Origin of the sequence: Streptomyces sp. NPDC005803, assembly GCF_040630435.1 — a bacterium.
Classification (GTDB): Bacteria; Actinomycetota; Actinomycetes; order Streptomycetales; family Streptomycetaceae; genus Streptomyces.
Genome location: NZ_JBEXXO010000007.1, coordinates 130,479 through 152,908, shown reverse-complemented (window position 1 = coordinate 152,908; position 22,430 = coordinate 130,479). Strand labels below are relative to the sequence as shown.

The window sequence follows — 22,430 nt, the reverse complement described above, 5'->3', positions numbered from 1 at the left end:
CTTCCGCCGGGGCCGCCGTGCCACGTCCGCACAGGCCGGCATCGGGGCGTTCTCAGGAGGGGTAGCCCCCGGGCGCTCTGGGGGGAAACCCCCACACCGGCTGGGGGGTAACCCCCAGGAAGATCGGGGAGAAACCGGGTCGTCCGGAGGACGCCGGGTCCGTAGGTTCAGGGGTGAGATAAACACACCGCTCCCCACCGCCTTCGGAGGCCCCCTCGTGACCGCCCCATCGCTCCAGCCGACGCGCACGCTTCACCCGCTTCTGGCGGCCTTCGTGCGCTTTGTGATCTGCGGCGGCGGGGTCGGGGTCGCCTCCAGTGGTGTCCTGGTGCTCCTCCACGGCCGGATGCCGCTGGCCGTCGCCAACGCTCTGGTCACGGTCGTGTCCACGGTGATCGCGACCGAGCTGCACAGCCGGGTCTCCTTCCGCAGCGGGCGCGGGGGGTGGGGCGTTCACCTTCAGTCCGGGCTGACCGTCGCCGTCAGCTACGCCTTCACGACCGGGGCGCTGCTCTGCCTGTACGCGATCCAGGCCGAGCCGTCGACGCTCGTCCAGCAGAGCGTCTACCTGTCCGCCTCGGCGCTCGCCGGTGCCGGGCGGTTCGCGCTGCTGCGGGTGGTCGTCTTCCGCGAGCGCGCGGCCGACGGGGTGCGTGAGGGGTCGCTCGGCAAGTCGTCCGTGGTCATGGCGGCCTGAGTACGACAGCTCACACGTCAGCGCGTGGCGCGTGAAGGTTGGTTATCCTGACCAGCGTTCCAGCTGATCACGGTGGGCCCCGTCGGCCACCGGCGCGGGCTGCGCGCCCGTCGAGGGGAGTGCACGTGCAGGGTCCAGCGGCGAGCCGGGGTTCGGTCAGGAAGGCCGAACAGGCCTGGAGCCAGGCGATGGCGCTGATGCAGCGCGGGGACACCGCGGGCGCCGGCATGCAGTTCACGCTCGCCACGACCCACGATCCCTCCGCCGCCGACGCGTGGCTGGGGCTGCACGCGACCGGTCAGCGGCAGGAGGAGGCGCTGGACGCCATGCTCCGGTGCTCCGGGACCTTCGGGGCGCTGCGCACCAAGTTCGGGCTGCCGCTGCGGTCCACGTTCCAGATCGGCCACTACGTCACCTTCCGGCTGGAGAACGCACGCGACCTGTGGCTGGCGGCCATGTCCTCGCTGCTGGACAAGAAGCGGGTCGACGAGGCGTGGGCCGGGCTGAGGACCGCGCAACTCGACTGTGACGAGACCAAGTTCGTCTGTACGCGCTACGCGTTCGTCAAGGAGGACTGGGCGCTCGTGCTGAGGTTCGCGACCGGTATCGGTGACGCGTTCCTGTACGACGAGGCGCAGTTGTACGTCGGGGCGGCCCTCTTCGCCCAGGGGGTCTACCACGAGGCGCTGAACGTCCTGGCGCCGCTGCCGCACAAGCTGGAGACCGGCAGCCGGTTCGACGCCGAGACCAAGTACTTCATGGGGCGGTCGCTGGAGGAACTGGGGCGGCACGAGGAGGCGTTGAAGCGGTATCAGTACGCCTTCCGGTGTGCGCCCGGCCTCTTCGACGTGGACACCCGCGCCCAGGCCCGGCCGGCGCCCGCCCCGGCCCCTCCCCAGCCCCCGGCCCCCACCGCTGAGGACCTGGTCCCGCCGAGGCCGCGGCAGCCCGAGCCGCCGGCACCGACCGTCCCGGCACCGACCGGGGCGCCGTCGTCCACGAGCGGCGCCGGCGGCGGGCAGGATCCGTCCGAAGGGCTGTCCGCCGACGCGCGGGCCCGGTTGCTCGCCGAGGCGCAGAAGTCGCTCGACAAAATGATCGGCCTCGAACCCGTGAAGCGCCAGGTACTCACGCTCATCGCCCAGTTGCGCATGGCTGCACTGCGTGAGGAGCAGGGGCTGCCGGGCGGCGCCCGGCCCCGGCACTTCGTCTTCGCGGGGCCGCCCGGCACGGGGAAGACGACGGTCGCCCGCATCATCGGCAAGGTCTTCGCCGGTCTGGGGCTGCTGAGTTCGGGGCACGTCATCGAGGCGCAGCGCGTCGACCTGGTCGGGCAGCACCTCGGGTCCACGGCCATCAAGACGAGCAAGGTCATCGATTCGGCGCTGAACGGGGTGCTGTTCATCGACGAGGCGTACGCACTGTCGAACAGCGGGTACAGCGGCGGCGACGCGTTCGGTGACGAGGCGTTGCAGGTGCTCCTGAAGCGGGCCGAGGACGACCGTGACCGGCTCGTCGTCGTCCTCGCCGGCTACCGCGACGAGATGGCCGGCCTGCTCGCCGCGAACCCCGGGCTCGTGTCCCGCTTCACCACGCGCGTCGACTTCCCCTCCTACTCCGCGCAGGAACTCGTCCGCATCGCCCGGTCCGTCCTGGCCGCCCAGGGCGACGAACCCGACGACGGGGCGGTCGAGGTCCTCGGGACGTTCTGCGCGGCGATCGTGGACGGCGGTATGGCCGACACCGTGGGCAACGCCCGGTTCGCGCGCGAGCTCTGTCAGAAGGCGTCCGCGCAACGGGATCTCCGGCTGTACGCCACGCACGGCGAAAGCACACCGACCCGTGCGGAGATGGTGACGGTGCTGGCCGAGGACGTGGTGGCGGCGCACCAGGAGCTCATGGAGTCCCACGGGAGCGGGAGCGGAGCGTAGGCGAAGGCCGCTCCTGCCTCACGGCGCCGTGAAGAAGGCCGGGAACCGCGGCCCCAGCCACGGCTTGCGGCCCCACGCGAGAACCCGTCCCCGGGCCATGGCGCCCACCGGCGAGCTGCGGCCGAGCGCCATCAGCAGGAACGTGACCGGCTCGATGGAGATCGTGCAGTCCGGGCGGTCCGGCAGCGCGTGGTCCACGGCCGCCGTGCCGTCGGTGAACGTCACTCCGAAGCGGCCGCCGCCCCACAGCCGTATCCCGTAGCGGGCGTTCAGCCCTGCCGTGGCGGCGGCGTCGGTCACCCGGGGCATGGCCACGACCATGAACGGGAGCGCCAGACGGACCCGGGCGGGGTCGACCATGTGCGGGCGCCTCAGCGCGCGGGCCAGGTCGTAGCCGTGGCCCAGCATGTGCGTCAGCAGGTAGGAGCCGAGCACCTCGCGGTTCATCGGACCGAGCGGCGTCATCAGGATCTCGTCCGCCGGGTGTGCGGTCATCGCGTCGAGACAGGCGGCTGCCTGCGCGACGATCATCGCTGCCAGCGGCTCCGCCGCGCGCTCACCGAATGCGGCGAGGGCCTCCTCGTTGGCGGCGGCGATGCCCTGCGGGGTGCCGTCGCCATGGGCTCGCGGGTGCCCGGCCGCCACGTGGGCCATCAGCGCGTTGGCCTGAGCCAGGTGCGCCGCCACCTCCCCCACCGTCCACGTCAGTCCCGGTACGGGAGCGCCGGTGTCGGGGGCCGCACGCAGCAGCTCCGCGATCTCCTCGGCCGTCGCACGGATCGCGCCGGCCAGTTGCTCGGGCAGGCGTTCGGGCAGCCTGCCCGGCAGCTTCTGACCCTGATCCGCCGCTGAGCCCATCCCGTGATCGCTCCCGTGAACACCGTGCCCGTCGCCCGGGCCCACCGCCCGCGCCTGCTCCTCACGGGTCGGACAAGCAGTCCCGCTACCCGCGGGTACAGAAGAGCAGTTCACCCGCCTCCCGGCAAGAGGCCGGCCCATGCACGTTCGAACCCCTTTACGATCGAGCGTGTGTGCGCAAACGTGATCATCGCCGAGGACGACGAGAAACAGGCGGAGCTCCTCCGCCGCTACCTCGAACGGGAGGGGCATGCCGTCACCGTCGTCGGCGACGGGCTCGCGGCCCTCGACGCGGTCCGGCACGGGGAGCCGGATCTGCTGGTCCTCGATGTGATGATGCCGAGGGCCGACGGTCTCGACGTGGTGCGCGTGCTGCGCGCCGAGTCCCGGGAGGTGCCGGTGCTGATGCTGACGGCCCGCACCACGGAGGACGATCTGCTGCTGGGCCTCGACCTCGGTGCGGACGACTACGTGACCAAGCCGTACAGCCCGCGCGAACTGATGGCCCGGGTACGCACGCTCCTGCGCCGCAACCGGCGCGGGTCGGGCGCCGCCGAGGCCGGCCCGGCGGACGCGGACGTCCTGACGGTGGGGACGCTCGTGGTCGATCCCACCCGGCACGTGGTGTCGGTCGACGGCGAGGCGGTGGAGTGCACTCCGGGTGAGTTCAGGATCCTCTCCGCCCTGGCGGCCGAGCCCGACCGGGTCTTCACCCGGCAGCAACTGCTCGCGGAGCTGCACGGCTTCGACCGGTACATCAGCAACCGCACGGTCGACGTGCACGTGATGAATTTGCGCAAGAAGATCGAGCCCGCACCGCGCCGGCCCGCCCGGCTGCTGACCGTCTTCGGCGTCGGCTACAAACTGACCGACCCGGCGAAGGCGGCGGCACGTGCGTCGTCGTAGCGAGGGGCGGCCCCGGGGGCGTACACGTGGTACGCCGCCGGAGTCCGGGCGGTCGGAGCCCGGCTCGGCGACGTCCAGGTCGAGGCCGGCGGAGCCCGGGGTGTCGCGGACGCGGCTGCCGCTGCGCAAGAGCCTGCTCGCCCGGCTGCTGGCCGTATCCGCCCTGGTGGCGGCGTGTTCGGTCGCCGCCACGGCCTGGCTCGCCGTCCAGACCACGTCCGGCGCGATCCTGCAGGAACAGGGGCAGAACCTCACCGCCGACGCCCGGATCTACCACAGCCTGCTCGGCTACGCGGCGGCGCATCCCACCTGGGAAGGTGTCGGGAAGACCGTCCGGGACCTGGCCGAGCAGTCCGGACGCCGCATCGCGCTGACCACCGAACAGCGTGCGCCGCTCGCCGATTCGGCCGCCCCGGAGACAGCCGCCGCGCTGCCGGCCCAGGCGTCGGCGATCGTGGACCCGCTGTCCGTGGACACCGCGCTGGCCGCGGAGAACGCGGGCCCGTCCGGCACCCCCGCGGACCGGGTCGATCCGCGCGCGGTCGGGCCGTTCCGGCTGCCGGCCGCGGAGCGTACGGCGTTGCGGCAGATCGCGGACCGGGGCGTGGCCTGCCTCAGCGAGGCCGGGATCGCCTCGGACGTCGTCCGCACGGCGAGCGGGCGCCCGGTGATCCAGGTGGTGGGCAACGACCCCGACCGGCTCCAGGGGACACGCTGCACCACCGACGCGCTCGACACCCCGACGGCCACCGAGAAGCGGGCCCTGAAGGCGCTCAACCAGCTGGCCGACGCCTGTCTGAAGCGCCAGGGCCGCGCGGGCGTGCACCTGCAGCTCGACCTGTCGTGGGGGCAGAGCGCGGAACCCATGCCCACGGCGGTCCCCACCATGCCGCCGAGCGAGGTGCCGAGCCCCGCACCCGCCAGGGCGCGGGATCTCGCGCCACGCCCCACCCCGAGCGCCACGCCGACCGCCATGCCGGGCACCGGCCCCGCGCCGGCCGTCGGCACCAGTGAGGACGACCGGGCCATCGCCTCATGCGTGGGCACGGCCCGTCGCGAACAGCTCAGCTCGTACGTCGCCTCGCCCGCCCTGCTGTTCATCAGCGACACCGGCGGCACCACCGTCCCCGGTTTCGACCTCTCCCCCGCGAACACCGCCAGGATCGCCGGTGCGGCCGCCCTCGTCCTGGCCCTCACCGTCGGCGCGTCGGTGCTCGTCGGCGCGCGGCTCGTCCGACCGCTGCGCGCCCTGACGGGCGCCGCCCAGCGGATGCGTGACGGGGAGGACACCGCGCCGGTGCTGGTCACCGCGGACAACGAGATCGGGCGGCTCGCCGCCACGTTCAACGACATGTCCGCCCACCGCGCCCGGCTGGAGGCGCAGCGCAAGGCCATGGTCAGCGATGTCGCCCATGAGTTGCGCACCCCGCTCAGCAACATCCGCGGCTGGCTGGAGGCGGCGCAGGACGGGGTGGCCGATCCGGACCCGGCGTTCATCGCCTCCCTGCACGAGGAGGCCGTGCAGTTGCAGCACATCATCGACGACCTCCAGGACCTGGCCCAGGCCGACGCGGGCGCCCTGCGCCTGCATCCCGAGCCGGTACGGATCGAGGAGCTGCTGGGCCAGGTGGCCGCCGCGCACCAGGCCCGGGCCGAGACGGCCGGGGTGACGCTGACGGTGCGGGCGCTCCCGGCGGACCGGTCGGCGCCCGGGCTGACGGCCGATCCGGTCCGGCTGCGCCAGGCCATCGGCAATCTGGTCTCGAACGCGGTGCGCCACACCCCGCCCGGCGGGCGGGTCACCCTGCGCGCGTACGGCTCCGAGCCGGGGGACGCGGTGCTGGTGGACGTCTCCGACACGGGCACCGGCATCCCGGCCGAGGACCTCGTCCACGTCTTCGACCGCTTCTGGCGCGGCGAGAAGTCACGCAGCCGTCGTACCGGAGGCAGCGGGCTCGGGCTGGCGATCGTACGGAAGCTCACGGAGGCGCACGGCGGGTCGGCTTCGGCGGTGAGTGTGCCGGGCGAGGGCTCGGTGTTCACCCTGCGGCTGCCGGCCGACCGCCCCGGCGGCGCCGGCACGGCCGACGCGGAGGCGGCCCCCGTCGCCGGGCCCGCGGCCGGTCCCGGGACCGGCCCCGCAGACCCCTCCGAGCAGCCCTGATGCGATGACCACAGCGTCCTGACAGCTTCTTCATAACTTCGCGCCAGCCTGTCGCCACGCCTCGCGCCGCGGTGCACCCCCGCATCGCGGCGCCGTCGAGGCCGACCTGGAACGGAGCCATGTTCATGCCCCTGCGTACGTCTCTGCGTACCGCCCTTCTCACCGCTGTCGCGGTCGGCGCGGTCTGTGTGCCCGCCACCTCGGCGTTCGCCGACAGCTCGCCCGCACCCAGGGCCACGCCCTCGGCCGCTCCGGCGTCGCCGAGCGAGCAGCCCACCCGGGCACCCTCCACCGCCACCCCGTCCGAGGTGCCGCGCGGGGGCGTGGCCGCGGGCGACAGCCCCGCTCCCGCACCGACGCGGCCGGCGGCCGAGCCGTCGGCCGCGCCCCGGGGCGGTGTCGCGGCGGGCGAGGAGCCGGGCGGTGCGTCGGACGACAACACCGCCGCGGTGACCGGTTCCGCCGTGGCCGCCCTGCTGGTCGCCGGCGCCGGGACGGTCGTTCTGCGCCGCCGCCACACCGGCCGCCGCAACGGCTGACCCACCCGTAGCCGCACAGCGCGCAGTGGCGCCGTCCTTCACCGGGCGGCGCCACTGCCGTCCCCCGACCCCTTCTGGAGCCCGTTCCCATGTCCCGTACGTCCCCGTCCCTTTGGCGTGTGCGCACCGCCCTTCCGGTGTACGCCTGTCTGGCGCTGGCCGCGCTTCCCGCGCTGACGGGCTGCTCCGACGCCTCAACGTCGAAGTCCCCGGCCGCCGTGGCGCAGGCCCCCACCACGGCCGGCGCCTCCGCCGCCGAAGCCGCCGGCACACCCCCGGCGAAGGACCCCGCCCGGCCGCCGGTCCACGTCTCCATCCCGTCCCTCGGGGTGGACAGCGACATCATGCGCCTCGGCCTCAACGCCGACGGCACGGTCGAAGTCCCGCCCGCCGAGAAGGGCATGACGGTCGGCTGGTACACCGGCGGCTCGGTACCCGGCGAACCGGGGCCCGCGGTCCTCATCGGCCACAACGACACCCGTTTCGGCCGGGCCGTCTTCCATGACCTGAAGAAGATCGCCCAGGGCGCGGACATCACCGTCCGCGACGAACGGGGCACCGAGATCCACTTCGAGGTCACCGGCCGCGAGACCGCGAGCAAGACCGCGTTCCCGACCACCCGGGTCTACGGACGGACCGACGCCAGGGCCCTGCGACTGATCACCTGCGACGGGGCGTTCGACGCCCAGGGGCACCCCGTGGACAACCTCATCGTGTACGCGACGCGGCGGTGACGGACGCGCGGGCGCGGCGGAGTCGTCCGAGGCGGGAACTAGTCTTCGCCCCATGTTCCGTACGACTCCGCCCCGCCCCGTCGACATCGCCGCACACTTCCCGGAGTTGGCGCCCCTCGCACGCACCGCCGTCCGCCTGCACCCCCGGCCCGGCGCGCCGACGGCCGCCGACAGCTCCGCCGGTGGCCCGCTCCTGTGGCCCGCGGACGAGCCGTGGCCCGTGTGCCCCGAGCACGCCGGGCCCTGGCTCGTCGGTTACCGGCAGGAGGATCTGCGGAAGCTGCGCCGCATACTGACCGAGGGCTGGTCCCGGCCGCAGATGCCCGGGACCGACTTCCTCACCCCGGACGAGCGCGCCTTCGTCAGCGGTCTCGGATACAGCGGCGTGCGCCTGCCCGTCGACGGTCCCGTTCCGCTGCTCCCGGTTCTCCAGGTGTACGCGAGGGACGTACCGTCGTTGCCCCGCCCGCCCGGCACCGATCTGCTCCAGGTGCTCTGGTGTTCCTTCGAGCACGGCGACGACTGCATGCCCGGAGTTCAGCTGCGCTGGCGCGCCGCCGGCTCCGTCGGCGAACCGGCGGCCCATGTCCCGGCGGCCGTGGTGAGTGAGGGCGAGGCACTGCCCGAACCGTGTCTCCTCCACCCGGAACGGGTCGTCGAGTACCCGGCCCCGCACGAGTTGGCAAAGGACCTCCGCGAGCGGATCCACGCATGGGAGGAGGACCGTCCGTACGACTACCACGGCGACCTCGCCGTCGCCCCGGGCTGGAAGCTGGGCGGGTGGGGCAACTGGAGCTTCTGCGATCCCTGGCCGATGAACTGCGAGGAGTGCGGCAGCCGGATGAGCCCGCTCCTCACGGTGGACAGCAGCGAGTGGGACGGCGGCACGGGCAGCTGGTGCCCGCAGGAGGAGCCCGCCGAGGAGGAACGCCCCCGCTATCCGCTCTCCCACGAACCCACGATGGTCTCGATCGGCCGCGGCTACACGATGCAGGTGTACGTGTGCCCGGAGTCGTTCGGCCATCCGCCTCTGCAGGTGATGCAGTAGAACGGGGGCGGCCCGGCCGGGACGACGGCCCGTCACCTGCCGGACGGCGGCGGGCCTGTCTCCAGGCACCCGCCGTCTACCCACGGGTAACTCCCCCTGCTTACATGGAGCCAGGACCTCACCACCCCCAACTGCAGCAGCAGGATCAGGAGTCCAGGTGCCCTACTCCGCTCTTCGCCGCGTCTCCGGCGTGACCCTCACCGCCGCGCTCGCCGCCGCCACCCTGACCGTCGGCGCCCCGCCCGCGTCGGCAGCAGGCACGCCGTCGCTGCGCGTGCTCACGTACAACACGTTCCTGATAAGCACGACCCTCTACCCGAACTGGGGCCAGGCCCACCGGGCGGCGGAGATACCGAAGACCGGGTTCTTCCGTGGCAACGACGTCGTCGTCCTCCAGGAGGCCTTCGACAACGCCTCATCGGACGCCCTGACGGCCAATGCCTCGGCCCAGTACCCCTATCACACCCCGGTGGTCGGCCGGAGCAAGAGCGGCTGGGACGCCACCAGCGGGTCCTACTCCGCCCTGACACCGGAGGACGGCGGCGTCACGGTCCTCAGCAAGTGGCCGATCGTCCGGCAGGAGCAGCACATCTACAAGGACGCCTGCGGCAGCGACTGGTGGTCCGCCAAGGGCTTCGCGTATGCCGAACTGAGCGTGAACGGCGCCCGGGTGCACATCGTCGGCACCCACACCCAGTCGACCGATCCGGGATGCGGCGCGGGCGAGGCGGCGGAGATCCGCGCTCGGCAGTTCCGGCAGATCGACGCGTTCCTCGACGCGAAGAACATCCCGGCGTCCGAGCAGGTCATCGTGGCCGGTGACCTCAACGTCGACTCCCGCTCCCCCGAGTACGCGTCGCTGCTGGCGAACGCCGGACTGACCGGGGCCGACGCCCGCACCGGGCACCCGTACTCCTTCGACACGCAGGACAACTCGATCGCCGCCGACCGCTACCCCGACGACCCGCGCGAGGACCTCGACCACGTGCTGCACCGTACGGGCCATGCGAAGCCTGCGGGGTGGACGAACGAGGTGGTCAAGGAGGGCAGCGCGCCCTGGACCGTGTCCAGTTGGGGCACGGACTACACGTACACGAACCTTTCGGACCACTACCCGGTGGTGGCGTCGGGGCAGCAGACGGCCGCCGCACACTGACGCGGCTCGCTGACGGCCGGCGGAACCGCCCCGGGGCCGAGCGCCTCGGGGCGAGGCCGCTCAGCCGGCCCGCTCCCCCTGCGCACACCGGTTCGTCTTGACGTACTCGCCCCTGTCCGGCCCCCACCCAGGACCTCCGCACCCCTCACACGCAGCGCCACTAGGTGCGCGGCAGCACGCCCAGGAGCGTCGAGGTGATGGAGATCCGCAGGGCGTCTCCCAGCTCCATGTGGAGCACGCCGAGGGCCGGTTCGTCCGCGTAGGCGGCGAGGATGCTGGGCGGCGGCGGGACGTACGCCGACAGGGCGCCCGCCGAGACCAGGCTCATCAGGCAGAACATCTGCGCGCTGTCGCCGAGCTCGGGCACGTGACGGCGCACCAGGTCGGACATGGCCGCGAGCCTCGCGAGGGAGGACCGCTTGTGCCGCTTGGCCACCTCGACGGAGACGTTGTGCTCCAGGACGCCGCCCTGCGCGCCGAAGAGGTCGCACAGCACCACCCGGCTCGCCAGCGACCGGCTGAGGATCTCGGCCAGCCGGCTCGCCCGCACCTCCGGCGCCGCGTGCGCCTCGATGCCCTCGGCCAGCTCGTCCGCCAGCTCGGCGAGCCAGCTCTCCAGGAAGACGTCCAGCAGTTCGAGCAGCACCGCCTCGCGTGACTCGAAATACCGCAGGACGTTCGACTTGGCCAGGCCCACCCGCCGGCTGAGCTCGTTGAGGCTCACCTCGGCCACGGGCATCTCGTCGAGCATCGCCGCCGCCGTGTCCAGGATCGTCCGGCGGCGGATCTCGCGCTGCTCCTCGCTTCGCGCTCGCTGAAATGTCACGCCGTCAGCCTAACTTAAAGACCACTGGTTCCTTGACAGAAGACCGCCGGTCTCTTACGGTGTTCGTAACAGACCGATGGTTCTTTAGGAGTGCGTCATGAACGGCAACTGGACCGAACAGCACATCCCCGACCAGCACGGCCGGGTGGCGATCGTGACCGGCGCCAACACCGGGCTCGGCTTCGACACCGCCCGGATGCTCGCCGGGCACGGGGCGACGGTGGTCCTGGCCGTCCGCGACGTGGAGAAGGGCAAGAAGGCAGCCGCCCGCATGACGGGCGACGTCACCGTCCAGGCCCTCGACCTGACCTCCCTGGACTCGATCCGGTCCGCGGCGGCCGACCTGCGCGCCGCCCACCCGCGCATCGACCTTCTGATCAACAACGCGGGCGTGATGTACACCCCTCGGCAGAACACCGCCGACGGCTTCGAGCTGCAGTTCGGCACCAACCACCTCGGCCACTTCGCCCTGACCGGCCTGCTGCTGGACCGGCTCCTGCCCGTCCCCGGCTCCCGTGTCGTGACGGTCAGCAGCACCGGTCACCGCATCCGGGCCGCCATCCACTTCGACGACCTGCAGTGGGAGCGCTCGTACAGCCGCGTCGCCGCCTACGGCCAGGCCAAACTCGCCAACCTGATGTTCACGTACGAACTGCAGCGCCGGCTCGCACCCCACGGCACCACGGTCGCGGTGGCGGCCCATCCCGGCGTCTCCAACACCGAGCTCGTCCGCAACGTGCCCACCGCGCTTCGCGCGCCCATCACCTGGCTCGCGCCGCTGCTCACCCAGAAGGCCGAGATGGGCGCCCTGCCCACCCTGCGCGCCGCCACCGATCCCGCGGTCGTCGGCGGGCAGTACTACGGCCCCGGCAACCGGGGGGAGATCCGGGGCTACCCGAAGCTCGTCACTTCCAGCCCCGCCTCCCATGACCAGGCCACTCAGCAGCGGCTGTGGACCGTCTCCGAGGAACTCACCGGGGTGACCTTCCCCGTGCGGTGAAGCGGTGACTCGACCACGCAGGGATTCCCCGGCGGGGCGCTGGGGCTGGTTCCCCCGCGCGGACGGGCCCGGCAAGGGCGGAGCCCGGCAGGGCCCGGTCCCCTCGTGCCCGGCTCGCCGCCCGCATCAGCCCGGGCGACCATGGGGTGAGCGATCCGTCGGGGGCCAGGCACCGGGAGGCTTCCGTGGCACGCGACCACACCACCGACGTACTGATCGCGGGCGCGGGGCCCGTCGGGCTGAGTGCGGCCGCCGAGCTTCGCCGTCGCGGGGTGTCGTGCCGGCTCGTCGACCGGCTGCCGGCCCGGCTCCCGTACGCCAAGGCCGTCGGCGTCCAGCCGCGCACCCTGGAGATCTGGGACCGGATGGGGCTGGTGCGCACCGTGCTGGAGGCCGCCGTCCCGATGCGCGGACAACTGATCCATGTCAACGGGAGCGAGGTGGCGCGGATCGATCTCGCGCTGCCGCCCGAGGTGCCCTACGGCTTCGCGGCGCTTCCGCAGTACGAGACGGAGCGCATCCTCGAGGAGTACGTGGCGGGCTGGGACACCGTGGTCGAGCGCGGTACCGAGCTCGTGTCGTTCACCCAGGACGCGGACGGGGTCACGGCGCGGCTGGACGGCGGTTCCGGTGCCGAGGAGGTGCGCGCCCGTTTCCTGATCGGCTGCGACGGCGCGCACAGCACCGTACGCAAGGGGCTGGGGCTGTCGTTCGAGGGCTGGGCGTTCGCCGAGGAGTACATGCTGGCCGATGTCGTGGCCGACTGGGACCTTCCGTACGGATACGGGGTGCGCGCGAGCCACACGGGCGAGAACGGCTCCACCGATGACCTGCTGGTCTGCATTCCGCTTCCCGGGGCGGGGCGGTACCGGATGTCGATGCTGGTGCCGCCCGCACTCTCCACCCGCCCGGCGGACGGCGCCGAGGTCGCGCACGGGCTGGAGGGCAGCCGTACTCCCGAGCTCTCCGACATCCAGGCCGTCGTCGACCGTCTGGCCCCCAGGCCGACCACCCTGTCCGGGATGCGCTGGGCTTCCGTCTTCCGCATCAGCCACCGGATCGTCGACCGGTACGGCGACGGCCGGGTCTTCGTCGCGGGCGACGCCGCTCACATCCACCCGCCCACCGGAGCGCAGGGCATGAACACCGGCATCCAGGACGCCTGCAACCTGGCCTGGAAGATCGCGCTGGTCCTACGCGGCGAAGCCGGCTCCGCGCTGCTCACCAGTTATGACGCCGAACGGCGGCCGGTCGGCGAGGAGGTCGTCGGCCGGACCGTCCGGCACGCCACGCGGGGCATGGAGAACGACGCCGACGACATGGAGACGCTGATGCTCCGCGAGGCACAGTTGCTCGTCGGCTACCGGGACGGTCCGCTGGCCACGGCTCCCCACGGCCCGGACGACGCGCCCCAGCCCGGTGACCGGGTCCCGGACTGCGCCGGTCTGACCACGCCGGTGGCGACCTACCCGCTGCGCCTGTTCGACGTCCTGCGCCGGCTCACCGGTCAGGTGCTGGTCCTGTACGCGGAGTCGGGCGCCGACACCGATCTGGTCGAGGCGACCGGGGCGGGCGGGCTGCACACGGTCACCGTCGTCGGCCGTGACTCCCCGCTCGACACTCCCGCGTACCGCGATGCCGCAGGGGAGTTCGCGCGGCTCTACCGCCCCGACGGCCCGACCGGCTTCGTCGTGCGCCCGGACGGCCAGCTCGGCGCACGCTTCCCGCTCTCCGCGACGGCGAAGGCCGTGTCGGGCTACTTCGCCGCCCTGTCCGGTGTGAATCCACCCCCACGCGTGCTGCGCCATCCCTGAATGATCTTCTGCTGTACCCCTTCCGTTAGCCGGGCCTGGCTACTCTCCAGTCGCCCGGTCCAGCACGGAAGAGGTACGTCCATGAGCACCCCGGTCTACCGCACCCCGTCCCGGCAGTCCGTGACTGCCGGGACGCCGGCCAGGCAGGGCAAGGACCGGAGCCCGGCCGGGAGTCCGGTCAGGAACTCGGGGGCGCCCGCCCTCCTCGAGATGCAGTCCAGCGTCGGCAACCGAGCCGCGACCGCGGTGGTGCAGCGCGCCAGAGACACTGCCAAGGGGAAGGGGAAGGGGAAGGAGCCGGAGAACGGCACCGCTTCCACCGGATCGAAGAGCTATCGCGACCGGATCGCCGCGGTCCTCGACAAGCTGAAGAAGAATCTCGAGTTCATCGACACGTTCGTCAAGGGCGTCCACGTCCCCGCCAACGCGGGCTTCTCCCAGCAGGCCTCCGCCACGGCCAACGAGGGCCTCAAGCACTCCGCCGCCGCCTCGGGGACCGCCGCCGCGTCGGAGAACCTCCTCACGGAGACCGCCGGCACCGTCCTCAGCGGCATGGAGGCGGTCAAGGCCAAGAAGGACGCCACGAAGCACAAGACCGGGGCCGCCTTCCACGGAGCGGACAAGAAGGCCAACGCCAAATCGGCCGACGCGGTCATCGGCGCCGCCGGCGCGGGCAACTACGCCCTCGGTATCGCCAAGGAGCTGACCAAGGCACAGAAGGCGGCGCACGCGGCGACGGCGGGCGAGGCGAGCGGCATCGGCTCCAGTGTCGTCGGCGCGGTGAAGGGCGCCCGTGCGGCAACCCGCTTCGGGCTGACGGCCCGCAAATACCATGCGCTCAAGGAGCTCGGAAAGCCCGACCGGATCGACGAGGGGGCGCTGGACCGGCTGAACCAGGCGCGGCAGGAAGCCGAATGGGCCGCGGCCGAGGCGTACGTCGCTCTGGACGCCCACTGGGGCCACGAGGGCGACGACCGGCTGGAGCGCGTTTCCGCGGCCATCGACGCGGCCTGGGCTGCGATGGGTGACGCCCGGGACGCCGGCAGAGACCTCCGGCGCGCCGAGGACGTGAACACGATGAACACGGTGCACACGTACGCGCTCGGCAAGCAGCGCAACAAGATGGGCAAGCAGGCGTTCACCGCCGTGGGCGAGTCCACGAAGGCAGCGGGGGGCATCGTGACGGCTGTCGCCGCCACGGCGGGAGGGGCCGGACTGGCGAGCAACCCGGTCGGCTGGGGCCTCGCCGCGGGTGCGGCGGGCCTCATCCTCGGCGTCACCGCCTACCGGGCCGGCCGGGCGGGCATGAAGCGTTACGACGGGGCGCGCCACCCCGAGCGCTGGGCGGCGGGCGAAACCCCGGCGGAGCCCGCCTCCCGCGAGGATGCGCTGAAGGAGGCCCTGAAGTTCTGGAAGAAGGTGGAGAACGGTGAGCGCCAGGCCATGGCACGCAAGATCTACGGCCTGGCGGCGGGCGCGGACATCAAGGGGAGCGGCGACACCACGGCCGACATGCGGGACTCGGCCAGAGCCCTTCTCATCGCACTCAAGGCAGGCCCCGCGAAACACCGGCAGACCCCGGACGAGTGGGCGGCTTCCCTCAACGACCCGGAGAAGAGCGCCGCCTGGGTCAAGGAGATAGCAGAACAGCTGTCGTCGGCCTGAACGGGAGGCGCTGCCTCAGGCCGAAGTCTCCCGCATGCGGCGGACGTCTTGGTGGGAGGGGAGGCCCGCCGCGCGCCCCGAGGTCGCTCTTCAGGCCACAAGTTGGAGCAGCCGGGGCGCTGTGCTTCGGTGGAGGCGAACAGCCGACCCAGCAAGGGCAGGAATCCCGCCGGGACATCCTTCCAGTCAGGAGCCCACGGCGCCGGGGCCCCGGTGTACGGGGTTCGTCCGGCTGCCGTGAAGAAAAGCGTGGACCCGATCGCGTACACGTCCACCGACGCCTTCACGTGCTTGCTGTCCTCGTACTGTTCCCACGGCATGAAGGCGGGGGTGCCCAGCGCCCATCCCGTCTTGGTCAGCGCGTTGCTGAAGTCCTGCCGCTCGGCAAGGACCGCGAGGCCGAAGTCGAGAACGACCGGCCCGTTCGGACCGAGCACCACGTTCCCCGGTTTCAGGTCCCGGTGCAGGAGGCCCGCTCCGTGGACAGACTCCAGCGCCTCCACCAGACCGAGCCCCAGGGCTGCCCATGCTCCCACGTCCGTGATGGGTCCGCCTAGTTTCACCTGCGTATCTAGGGACGGGCCGGCGATGTACTCCATCGCGAGCCACGGCTCGGCGGCCTCGGGTGCGGCCCCGAGGAACGCCGGAATCCTCGGCCCGACCACGGTGCGAATCGCATCAACCTCGGCCACGAACCGGGCCCGGTTCCGTTCAACCTTGCTGGCGTCCTCGTCAGTCAGCAGCTCGGTCCGAATCGTCTTCAGCACAGCCAGCGAGTTCTCGCCCGGGGAACCGGCGTCAGCATCGGCTATCCGGTACGCGGTCTCCCAGGATCCGTCCCAGCCCTCCAGCGGAAGCCGTCGCGCGAGATACGCCCGTCCCATGCCCCCCTGCCCCAGGAGGGCCAACGTCTCGAAGGGCCCGCGGACTCGGGGGTCGCGGTCGTAGTCCAGTGGCTCCATCGGCGCTCTCGTACCCCCGGCGAGTCGGCTTCTGATCACCGATGGCCTGGGCCCGGCTGCTCCCCACCTCATGAGTCGGGGCGGCGCGGACCAGCGGGCACCCGCCTGGCCGTGCGGCTCAACGAGCAGTCTACGGCGCGTGCCCGTCCGGGATGGCCTCGTATGGGAAGGAGCTGTTGCGTGACACCAATGACAGCCGTCAGGGGACGCGGGTCGCGCAACCAGGTCTGCGCAGCGCGGTCAACTCCGCGGAATGCGAACCGGGCGAGCACGATCAAGTTCGGCCGCGTAGCGGCGGCGGATCTCCAGTAGCTGGGCGTCGTCCCTGGCGACGCGATCCCTGGCCGACCAGAAGGTCCAGCCACGGTTGGTGATCCTCTCGAGGCCACGTCACAGCAAAAGAGCCAGGGTATTCAGTGAATACCCTGGCTCTTCCTGGTGTCCGAGGGGGGACTTGAACCCCCACGCCCGATAAAGGGCACTAGCACCTCAAGCTAGCGCGTCTGCCATTCCGCCACCCGGACCAGGTGATCCGCCCCGGTCTCCCGCGGCGACAAGGAAAACAATACCAGGGGTTTGGGGTCCCTCTCACCTGCATATCCCGTGGTCATCGCCCTGGTCGGTGCGGTGCGAGGGCATCGGCGGGGCCTGGCGGGCCCGGCCCGCGCCGACTGCGTACGGTCCGTCGACGACCGCCTACGCACAGTGCGTCCGGAGGGTCGGCGGCCGGGTCCACCGGTGGGCGGGCGACGCGGGCTACGTTCGCGGTCATGAGTGATCGCGGCTACCGGCCACCCCGCGCGCTTTCGGCTCTGCGTGAGCATCTGCGCGAATCCTTCTGGTTCGCTCCGACGCTGACCCTGATCTGCGCCGTCGTGCTCTGGCTCGTCGCCTCGGCGATCGACGAGCAGATCGTGGCCCACCTTCAGGACGAACAGGCGTACGACGAGATCAAGGATCTGGTCTCGATCGCCGAGGACACGAAGACGATCGTCACCACGGTCAGCTCGGCGATGATGACCTTCATCGGTGTGGTCTTCAGCATCTCGCTGGTGGCCGTGCAGATGGCGAGCGGGCAGCTGACCCCCCGGGTGGTACGGATCTTCGTGCGCAGCCGGATCAGCAAGCTCACGCTGTCCGTCTTCCTCGCGACCTTCGTGTTCTCGCTGCTGGTCCTCAGCTCGTACGAGAGCACGGTCAATCCGCGCCGCGTCGTGTCCGTCCCCTTTCTGCAGAGCGTCCTCACCGCCGGGCTCGTCGGGCTCAGCCTGCTGCTCTTCATCGCGTACGTGAGCGCCACGCTGCGGCTGATGCAGGTCGGCCCCGTCGTCGACCGGATCACCCGTGACTCCTTCCACGTGCTGCGGCGGATGCCCGTCGGCGGGCCGCGGGAAGGCGCGCTCCCCGCCAGGTCCGGGCAGATCCTGTACGAGGGGCGGGCAGGGGTGCTGCGCGACGTGAACGTGGCGCGGCTGGTGCGGGCCGCCCGGAAGCAGGGTGTGGTGCTGCGACTGATCCCCCGGCTCGGCGACTTCGTCGTGCCGGGCACACCGGTGCTGGCGGTGCACGGCGGGGCCGCGCCGCCCCGGCGCGCGCTGCGGTACACGGTGTTCGTCGGGGTCGAGCGCACGCTCCACCAGGATCTGGCGTTCGGGCTGCGGCAGCTGTCGGACATCGCTCTGCGGGCCCTGTCGTCGGCGGTGAACGATCCCACCACCGCCGTGCAGTGCCTGGACCGGATCGTGCAGTTCCTCGCGGCCGTGGCGAAGCTCCCCCTCGGCGTCGTCCACCACCGGGACCGCAAGGACGTGGTGCGGCTGGTGCAGGACGTGCCGGGGTGGGCGGACCTGGTGGATCTCGGGTTCGAGGAGATCCGGCGGTGCGCGACGGACAGCCCCCAGGTCACCCGGCGGCTGCTGGCCGGGATCGACGACCTGGTGCTGCTGGCGGGGCCGGAGCGGCAGCACCCGCTTGTCCGGCACCGTGAACTGCTGGTGCAGGCGGTGCGGCGCGCGGCGCCGGACGCGGCCGAGCGGGAGTTCGCGCTGCTGCCCGACCGGCAGGGCATCGGATGAGGGGGCGTGGCGTCGTCACGGCATGAGGTGGTGGTCCGGGGAATGGTCGGGGAGCCGGAGGGGGCGTGGCGTCGTCACGGCATGAGGTGGTGGTCCGGGAAGTTGCCCGGCAGCCGGTCGCCCGCCGGGCCGTCGGTGACCGCCCGCACCAGGAGTTCGCCGCCGACGAACGCCCCGCGCCAGGAGGCGCCGAAACCACCGAAGAGCTCCTCCCGGTCGCCTCGTGACCGTGGGATGCCGTGGCCGGTCTTGAACGCGCGGATCTGCGGTGCCAGGCGTGCGTACGTCGCCGGGTCGTCGGTCGAGAGGGTGGCGACCAGGGCCCCGTTGGAAGCGTTCATGGCGGCGAGCAGCTCGGCCTCGGTGTCGACCAGCACGATCGTGTCGACCGGGCCGAACGGTTCCGCGTGGTGCAGCGGGGAGGACGGGGGCGGGTTGAGGAGGGTGACCGGGTGCAGGTACGCGGACGTGTCCTGGCCAGGGAGGAATCGACCCGTGGCCTCGGCGGCGCGGTGCAGCGGGACCGCACCGCGGTCGATCGCCTCGGCCACCTGGTCGGCCAGCTCCTTGGCCTTGGCCGCGTTGATCAGCGGGCCGAAGTCCAGGTCGGGGAGCGGGTCGGCGGGGTCGGCCACCGCGAGGGGGTGGCCCACGCGCAGCGAGCGGACCGCCGGAAGGTACGCCGACAGGAACGCGTCGAACGCGCTCCGCTGCACGACGAAGCGGGGATAGGCGGTGCAGCGCTGCTTCCCGTAGTCGAAGAGCTTCGGGATCACGGCGGTGAGCGCGGACCAGTCGGTGTGGTTCCAGAAGCCCCAGGTGTTGAGTCCCTCCTGTTCGAGGATGTGCCGCTTGCCGAGGTCGGCGACCGCGGTGGCGATGCGGGCCCCCGTGTCGCGGCCCCCGACAAAGGAGACACAGCCGATCTCGGGTGAGCGGACCAGGGCCTCGGAGAGTTCGCCGCCGCTGCCGCTGACGAGGGTGAGGGGCACGCCCTCGCGGGCGGCGAGCGCGCAGGCCAAGGTCAGGCACGACACACCCCCGTCCGTGGGGGCCTTCGCGATCACGGCATTGCCGGCCAGCGCCTGTACGAGCATCGCGTGGACCAGCACGGACATGGGGTAGTTCCAGCTGGCGATGTTGGAGACCGGGCCGGGCAGCGGGCTGCGGCCGGTGAGCATGCGCTCCATGTGGTCGACGTACCACCGCACTCCGTCGATGGCCCGGTCGACGTCCGCCGTGGCGAGGCGCCACGGCTTGCCGATCTCCCAGACCAGGAGGAGGGCGAGCAGTTCGCGGTGCTCGGTGAGGGCGTCGAGCGTGGCCGCCACGCGGGCGCTGCGCTCGCGAAGCGGTAGGTGGCGCCAGGCCCGGTGCTGGTCCTGGGCCGCGCGGACGGCGCGGGTCGCGGTGAGGGCGTCGAGGCGGGGCGGGCCTGCGAGAGGGCTGCCGTCCACGGGGGTGGTCGCCGGCAGGACACGGCCGTCGCGTTGCCAGGTGGAGGCCCAGAGGTTCAGCACCCGGTCGTCCTGGAAGGCCTCGGGGGCGGTGGTCAGGCAGCGGGTCCAGGCGTCGTGCCAGGCGGTGCCGGGTTTGAGGGTGAGGGGGGTGGTGGGGGTAGTGGGGGTGTTGGTGATGGCGGTGGTTGTGGGGGTGTTGCTGGGTGGCATGGGGTCTCCGCTCTCGGTGCACGGTCGGTGCGGGGTGGGCGGGGTGCGGGTGCGGGGTGCGGGGTGCGGGTTCGGGGGCGGGGTGCGGGTTCGGGGGCGGGGTGCGGGGGTCTGGTGGGGCGCCTGCGGCGGGCTCTCTCCCCACCCCGCCCCTTCCCGTAACCGGGGCTCCGCCCCGGACCCCGCTCCTCAAACGCCGGAGGGGCTGGGTCGGCCGGGTTGGCCGGACGAGCTGAATGAAGCCCCCGGAAGCAGGCGGGCCCTCGTCAGGGACGCCGTCTCCGTCGGGGTCGAGCCGACCGCCACACCCGCCGCCTCCAGCGCCCGCTTCTTCGCCTCCGCCGTGCCCGACGAACCCGAGACGATCGCGCCGGCGTGGCCCATCGTCCTGCCCTCGGGTGCCGTGAAGCCCGCGATGTAGCCGATCACCGGTTTGGTGATGTGCCTCGCGATGTGGGCCGCCGCCCGTTCCTCCGCGTCACCTCCTATCTCCCCTATGAGGACGATCAGTTCGGTGTCGGGGTCCTGGTCGAACGCGGTGAGGCAGTCGATGTGCGTGGTGCCGATGACCGGGTCACCGCCGATGCCGACCGCCGAGGAGAAGCCGATGTCGCGGAGTTCGTGCATCAGCTGGTAGGTGAGGGTGCCCGACTTGGAGACCAGGCCGATGCGGCCCGGAGCCGGGGCGATGTCGGGCGGGATGATGCCCGCGTCGGACTGGCCGGGGCTGATCAAACCCGGGCAGTTGGGGCCGATGACGCGGGTGGAACGGGCCCTCGCGTGGGCGTGGAAGGCGACCGCGTCATGGGCCGGGATGCCCTCGGTGATCACGACCGCGAGGCCGATTCCGGCGTCGGCCGCCTCCATGACGGCGGCCTTGGCGAAGGGCGGCGGGACGAAGACGACCGTGACGTCGGCCCCCGTCGCCGCCATTCCCTCGTGGACCGAGCCGAAGACGGGGACGGGGCTGCCGTCGATGTCCACGGTCCGGCCCGCCTTCCGCGGGTTGACGCCGCCGACGATCCTGGTGCCCGCCGCGAGCATGCGACGGGTGTGTTTCATGCCCTCGGCGCCCGTCATGCCCTGGACGAGTACCTTGCTCTCCTCGGTGAGGAAGATGGCCATGTCCGCACTCCTTATGCTGCGTCGGCGAGTCGGGCGGCGCGGCGCGCGGCGCCGTCCATGGTGGCGGCCTGGTGGACCAGCGGGTGCGCGCGGGCGTCGAGGATCGCGCGGCCGCGCGGCGCGTTGTTGCCGTCAAGGCGGACGACGAGCGGTTTGGTCACGCGTACGGTCTCCAGCGCCTGGACGATGCCGTCGGCCACCGCGTCGCAGGCGGTGATGCCCCCGAAGACGTTGACCAGAACCGACTTCACGTCGGGATCGGAGAGGATGAGGGACAGTCCGTCGGCCATGACCCGGGCGGAGGCGCCGCCGCCGATGTCGAGGAAGTTGGCGGGGCGTCCGCCGCAGCCGGCGACGACGTCGAGGGTCGACATGACGAGTCCGGCGCCGTTGCCGATGATCCCGACCTCGCCGTCGAGCTTGACGTAGTTGAGGCCTTTGGCGGCCGCCTCGGCCTCCAGGGGGTCGCCGTGCGGGTCCCTGCCGTCCGTTCCCCAACGGGACTGGCGGAAACGGGCGTTGTCGTCGAGCGTGACCTTGCCGTCCAGCGCGAGGATCCGGCCGTCCACCGTACGGACCAGGGGGTTGACCTCGACCAGGAGGGCGTCCTCCCTGGTGAGGACCTGCCACAACCGGCTGAGCACGGGGGCCGCCTCGGCCGGCAGCCCGGCGGCCTCGGCGATCTGCCTCGCCTTGTCGTCCGTCACCCCCTCCGCCGGGTCGACCGGGACCCGGGTCACCGCGTCCGGGCGGGTGGCGGCCACCTCCTCGATCTCCATGCCGCCCTCCGCGGAGGCGATGGCGAGGAAGGCGCTGGAGGCCCGGTCCAGGACGTAGCTCACGTAGAACTCCGCCTCGACGTCCACCGGTTCGGCGAGCATCACCGTGCGAACGGTGTGGCCCCTGATGTCCATGCCGAGCATCTGGCGTGCCGTCAGTGCCGCCGCCGCGGGGTCCGCGGCCATCTTCACCCCGCCCGCCTTGCCCCTGCCGCCGGTCCTGACCTGCGCCTTGACGACGACGCGGCCGCCGAGTCGCCGGGCTGCCCGCTGCGCCGTGGCCGCGCTGTCGACGACTTCGGCGCGTGGTACCGCTATGCCGTGTTCCGCGAAGAGTTGCCGTGCCTGGTGCTCGTACAGATCCATAGCCACTCCCGATCGTGCCGATTGTGAAAGTGCCGCACGCCCCCTGGACACCACCCACCGGATGCGGGATAACAAGGTTCATACAGTATTCGTCGACTGTATGCAATGTACGCGG

Annotated in this window: 17 protein-coding genes, 1 tRNA gene and 1 pseudogene; 12 read left to right on the top strand and 7 right to left on the bottom strand. The window is 72.1% G+C overall.

Going from position 1 to position 22,430, the window contains the following annotated elements:
- The first annotated feature begins 217 nt into the window (after positions 1-217).
- Both ABZ454_RS12650 and ABZ454_RS12645 read left to right on the top strand, forming a co-directional pair.
- Complete coding sequence (locus ABZ454_RS12650) at positions 218-697, top strand: hypothetical protein (protein WP_359537640.1); 480 nt, start codon at positions 218-220, stop codon at positions 695-697.
- 125 nt (positions 698-822) lie between these two features.
- Entirely contained in the window at positions 823-2,628 is a 1,806-nt protein-coding gene (locus ABZ454_RS12645) for an AAA family ATPase (RefSeq protein WP_359537639.1), read from the top strand.
- 18 nt (positions 2,629-2,646) lie between these two features.
- Here ABZ454_RS12645 and ABZ454_RS12640 read toward each other — a convergent pair whose 3' ends face one another.
- Positions 2,647-3,486 (bottom strand): maleylpyruvate isomerase family mycothiol-dependent enzyme, encoded by an 840-nt coding sequence (locus ABZ454_RS12640; RefSeq protein ID WP_359537637.1) that lies wholly within the window; start codon positions 3,484-3,486, stop codon positions 2,647-2,649.
- A 171-nt stretch (positions 3,487-3,657) separates the two neighbouring features.
- Between ABZ454_RS12640 and ABZ454_RS12635 the strand changes: the two genes are divergently transcribed.
- The 6 genes from ABZ454_RS12635 to sph all read left to right on the top strand — a co-directional run bounded on the left by ABZ454_RS12635 (position 3,658) and on the right by sph (position 10,033).
- Positions 3,658-4,392 (top strand): response regulator transcription factor, encoded by a 735-nt coding sequence (locus ABZ454_RS12635; RefSeq protein ID WP_359537635.1) that lies wholly within the window; start codon positions 3,658-3,660, stop codon positions 4,390-4,392.
- Between the two features lie 100 nt (positions 4,393-4,492).
- Positions 4,493-6,556, top strand: coding sequence for an ATP-binding protein (locus ABZ454_RS12630; protein WP_359537633.1), 2,064 nt, complete (start codon positions 4,493-4,495; stop codon positions 6,554-6,556).
- 125 nt (positions 6,557-6,681) lie between these two features.
- On the top strand, positions 6,682-7,095 hold the full coding sequence (locus ABZ454_RS12625) for a sortase-dependent protein (protein ID WP_359537632.1): 414 nt from the start codon (positions 6,682-6,684) through the stop codon (positions 7,093-7,095).
- 89 nt (positions 7,096-7,184) lie between these two features.
- The gene (locus ABZ454_RS12620) at positions 7,185-7,829 is read left to right on the top strand and encodes a class F sortase (protein WP_359537630.1); all 645 of its coding nucleotides are present in this window, start codon (positions 7,185-7,187) and stop codon (positions 7,827-7,829) included.
- Positions 7,830-7,881: 52 nt separating this feature from the next.
- Complete coding sequence (locus ABZ454_RS12615) at positions 7,882-8,877, top strand: hypothetical protein (protein ID WP_359537628.1); 996 nt, start codon at positions 7,882-7,884, stop codon at positions 8,875-8,877.
- A gap of 157 nt (positions 8,878-9,034) precedes the next feature.
- Complete coding sequence (gene sph / locus ABZ454_RS12610) at positions 9,035-10,033, top strand: sphingomyelin phosphodiesterase (protein WP_359537626.1); 999 nt, start codon at positions 9,035-9,037, stop codon at positions 10,031-10,033.
- A 160-nt stretch (positions 10,034-10,193) separates the two neighbouring features.
- Here sph and ABZ454_RS12605 read toward each other — a convergent pair whose 3' ends face one another.
- Complete coding sequence (locus ABZ454_RS12605; RefSeq protein ID WP_359537625.1) at positions 10,194-10,859, bottom strand: TetR family transcriptional regulator; 666 nt, start codon at positions 10,857-10,859, stop codon at positions 10,194-10,196.
- Positions 10,860-10,956: 97 nt separating this feature from the next.
- On the opposite strand from ABZ454_RS12605, the gene ABZ454_RS12600 reads away from it, so the two are divergent.
- The 3 genes from ABZ454_RS12600 to ABZ454_RS12590 all read left to right on the top strand — a co-directional run bounded on the left by ABZ454_RS12600 (position 10,957) and on the right by ABZ454_RS12590 (position 15,338).
- Entirely contained in the window at positions 10,957-11,859 is a 903-nt protein-coding gene (locus ABZ454_RS12600) for an SDR family NAD(P)-dependent oxidoreductase (RefSeq protein WP_359537623.1), read from the top strand.
- A 185-nt stretch (positions 11,860-12,044) separates the two neighbouring features.
- The gene (locus ABZ454_RS12595) at positions 12,045-13,673 is read left to right on the top strand and encodes an FAD-dependent monooxygenase (RefSeq protein WP_359537622.1); all 1,629 of its coding nucleotides are present in this window, start codon (positions 12,045-12,047) and stop codon (positions 13,671-13,673) included.
- 81 nt (positions 13,674-13,754) lie between these two features.
- On the top strand, positions 13,755-15,338 hold the full coding sequence (locus ABZ454_RS12590) for a hypothetical protein (RefSeq protein WP_359537621.1): 1,584 nt from the start codon (positions 13,755-13,757) through the stop codon (positions 15,336-15,338).
- Between the two features lie 218 nt (positions 15,339-15,556).
- Here ABZ454_RS12590 and ABZ454_RS12585 read toward each other — a convergent pair.
- Positions 15,557-16,222, bottom strand: a pseudogene (locus tag ABZ454_RS12585) (serine/threonine-protein kinase); the annotation flags it as partial.
- Between the two features lie 514 nt (positions 16,223-16,736).
- Positions 16,737-16,824 (bottom strand) — tRNA-Leu (locus ABZ454_RS12580).
- Between the two features lie 246 nt (positions 16,825-17,070).
- On the opposite strand from ABZ454_RS12580, the gene ABZ454_RS12575 reads away from it, so the two are divergent.
- Positions 17,071-18,375 carry a DUF2254 domain-containing protein gene (locus ABZ454_RS12575; protein ID WP_359537620.1) on the top strand — a complete coding sequence of 435 codons (1,305 nt, stop codon included), beginning with the start codon at positions 17,071-17,073 and terminating at the stop codon, positions 18,373-18,375.
- A gap of 74 nt (positions 18,376-18,449) precedes the next feature.
- Here ABZ454_RS12575 and ABZ454_RS12570 read toward each other — a convergent pair whose 3' ends face one another.
- The 3 genes from ABZ454_RS12570 to sucC all read right to left on the bottom strand — a co-directional run bounded on the left by ABZ454_RS12570 (position 18,450) and on the right by sucC (position 22,315).
- Positions 18,450-20,045, bottom strand: a complete 1,596-nt coding sequence (locus tag ABZ454_RS12570; protein ID WP_359537619.1) for an aldehyde dehydrogenase family protein — start codon at positions 20,043-20,045, stop codon at positions 18,450-18,452.
- A 189-nt stretch (positions 20,046-20,234) separates the two neighbouring features.
- Positions 20,235-21,170 carry a succinate--CoA ligase subunit alpha gene (gene sucD / locus ABZ454_RS12565; RefSeq protein WP_359537617.1) on the bottom strand — a complete coding sequence of 312 codons (936 nt, stop codon included), beginning with the start codon at positions 21,168-21,170 and terminating at the stop codon, positions 20,235-20,237.
- Between the two features lie 11 nt (positions 21,171-21,181).
- The gene (gene sucC / locus ABZ454_RS12560) at positions 21,182-22,315 is read right to left on the bottom strand and encodes an ADP-forming succinate--CoA ligase subunit beta (RefSeq protein WP_359537615.1); all 1,134 of its coding nucleotides are present in this window, start codon (positions 22,313-22,315) and stop codon (positions 21,182-21,184) included.
- Between the last annotated feature and the right edge of the window lie 115 nt (positions 22,316-22,430).

Excerpts from the sequence above, each read along its gene's own strand:
- ABZ454_RS12625 (WP_359537632.1), top strand. The coding sequence starts at position 6,682 with ATGCCCCTGCGTACGTCTCTGCGTACCGCCCTTCTCACCGCTGTCGCG.
- sucD (WP_359537617.1), bottom strand. The coding sequence starts at position 21,170 with ATGGCCATCTTCCTCACCGAGGAGAGCAAGGTACTCGTCCAGGGCATG.
- ABZ454_RS12600 (WP_359537623.1), top strand. The coding sequence starts at position 10,957 with ATGAACGGCAACTGGACCGAACAGCACATCCCCGACCAGCACGGCCGG.
- ABZ454_RS12575 (WP_359537620.1), top strand. The coding sequence starts at position 17,071 with ATGAGTGATCGCGGCTACCGGCCACCCCGCGCGCTTTCGGCTCTGCGT.
- ABZ454_RS12640 (WP_359537637.1), bottom strand. The coding sequence starts at position 3,486 with ATGGGCTCAGCGGCGGATCAGGGTCAGAAGCTGCCGGGCAGGCTGCCC.
- ABZ454_RS12570 (WP_359537619.1), bottom strand. The coding sequence starts at position 20,045 with ATGCCACCCAGCAACACCCCCACAACCACCGCCATCACCAACACCCCC.
- sucC (WP_359537615.1), bottom strand. The coding sequence starts at position 22,315 with ATGGATCTGTACGAGCACCAGGCACGGCAACTCTTCGCGGAACACGGC.
- ABZ454_RS12620 (WP_359537630.1), top strand. The coding sequence starts at position 7,185 with ATGTCCCGTACGTCCCCGTCCCTTTGGCGTGTGCGCACCGCCCTTCCG.
- ABZ454_RS12590 (WP_359537621.1), top strand. The coding sequence starts at position 13,755 with ATGAGCACCCCGGTCTACCGCACCCCGTCCCGGCAGTCCGTGACTGCC.
- ABZ454_RS12615 (WP_359537628.1), top strand. The coding sequence starts at position 7,882 with ATGTTCCGTACGACTCCGCCCCGCCCCGTCGACATCGCCGCACACTTC.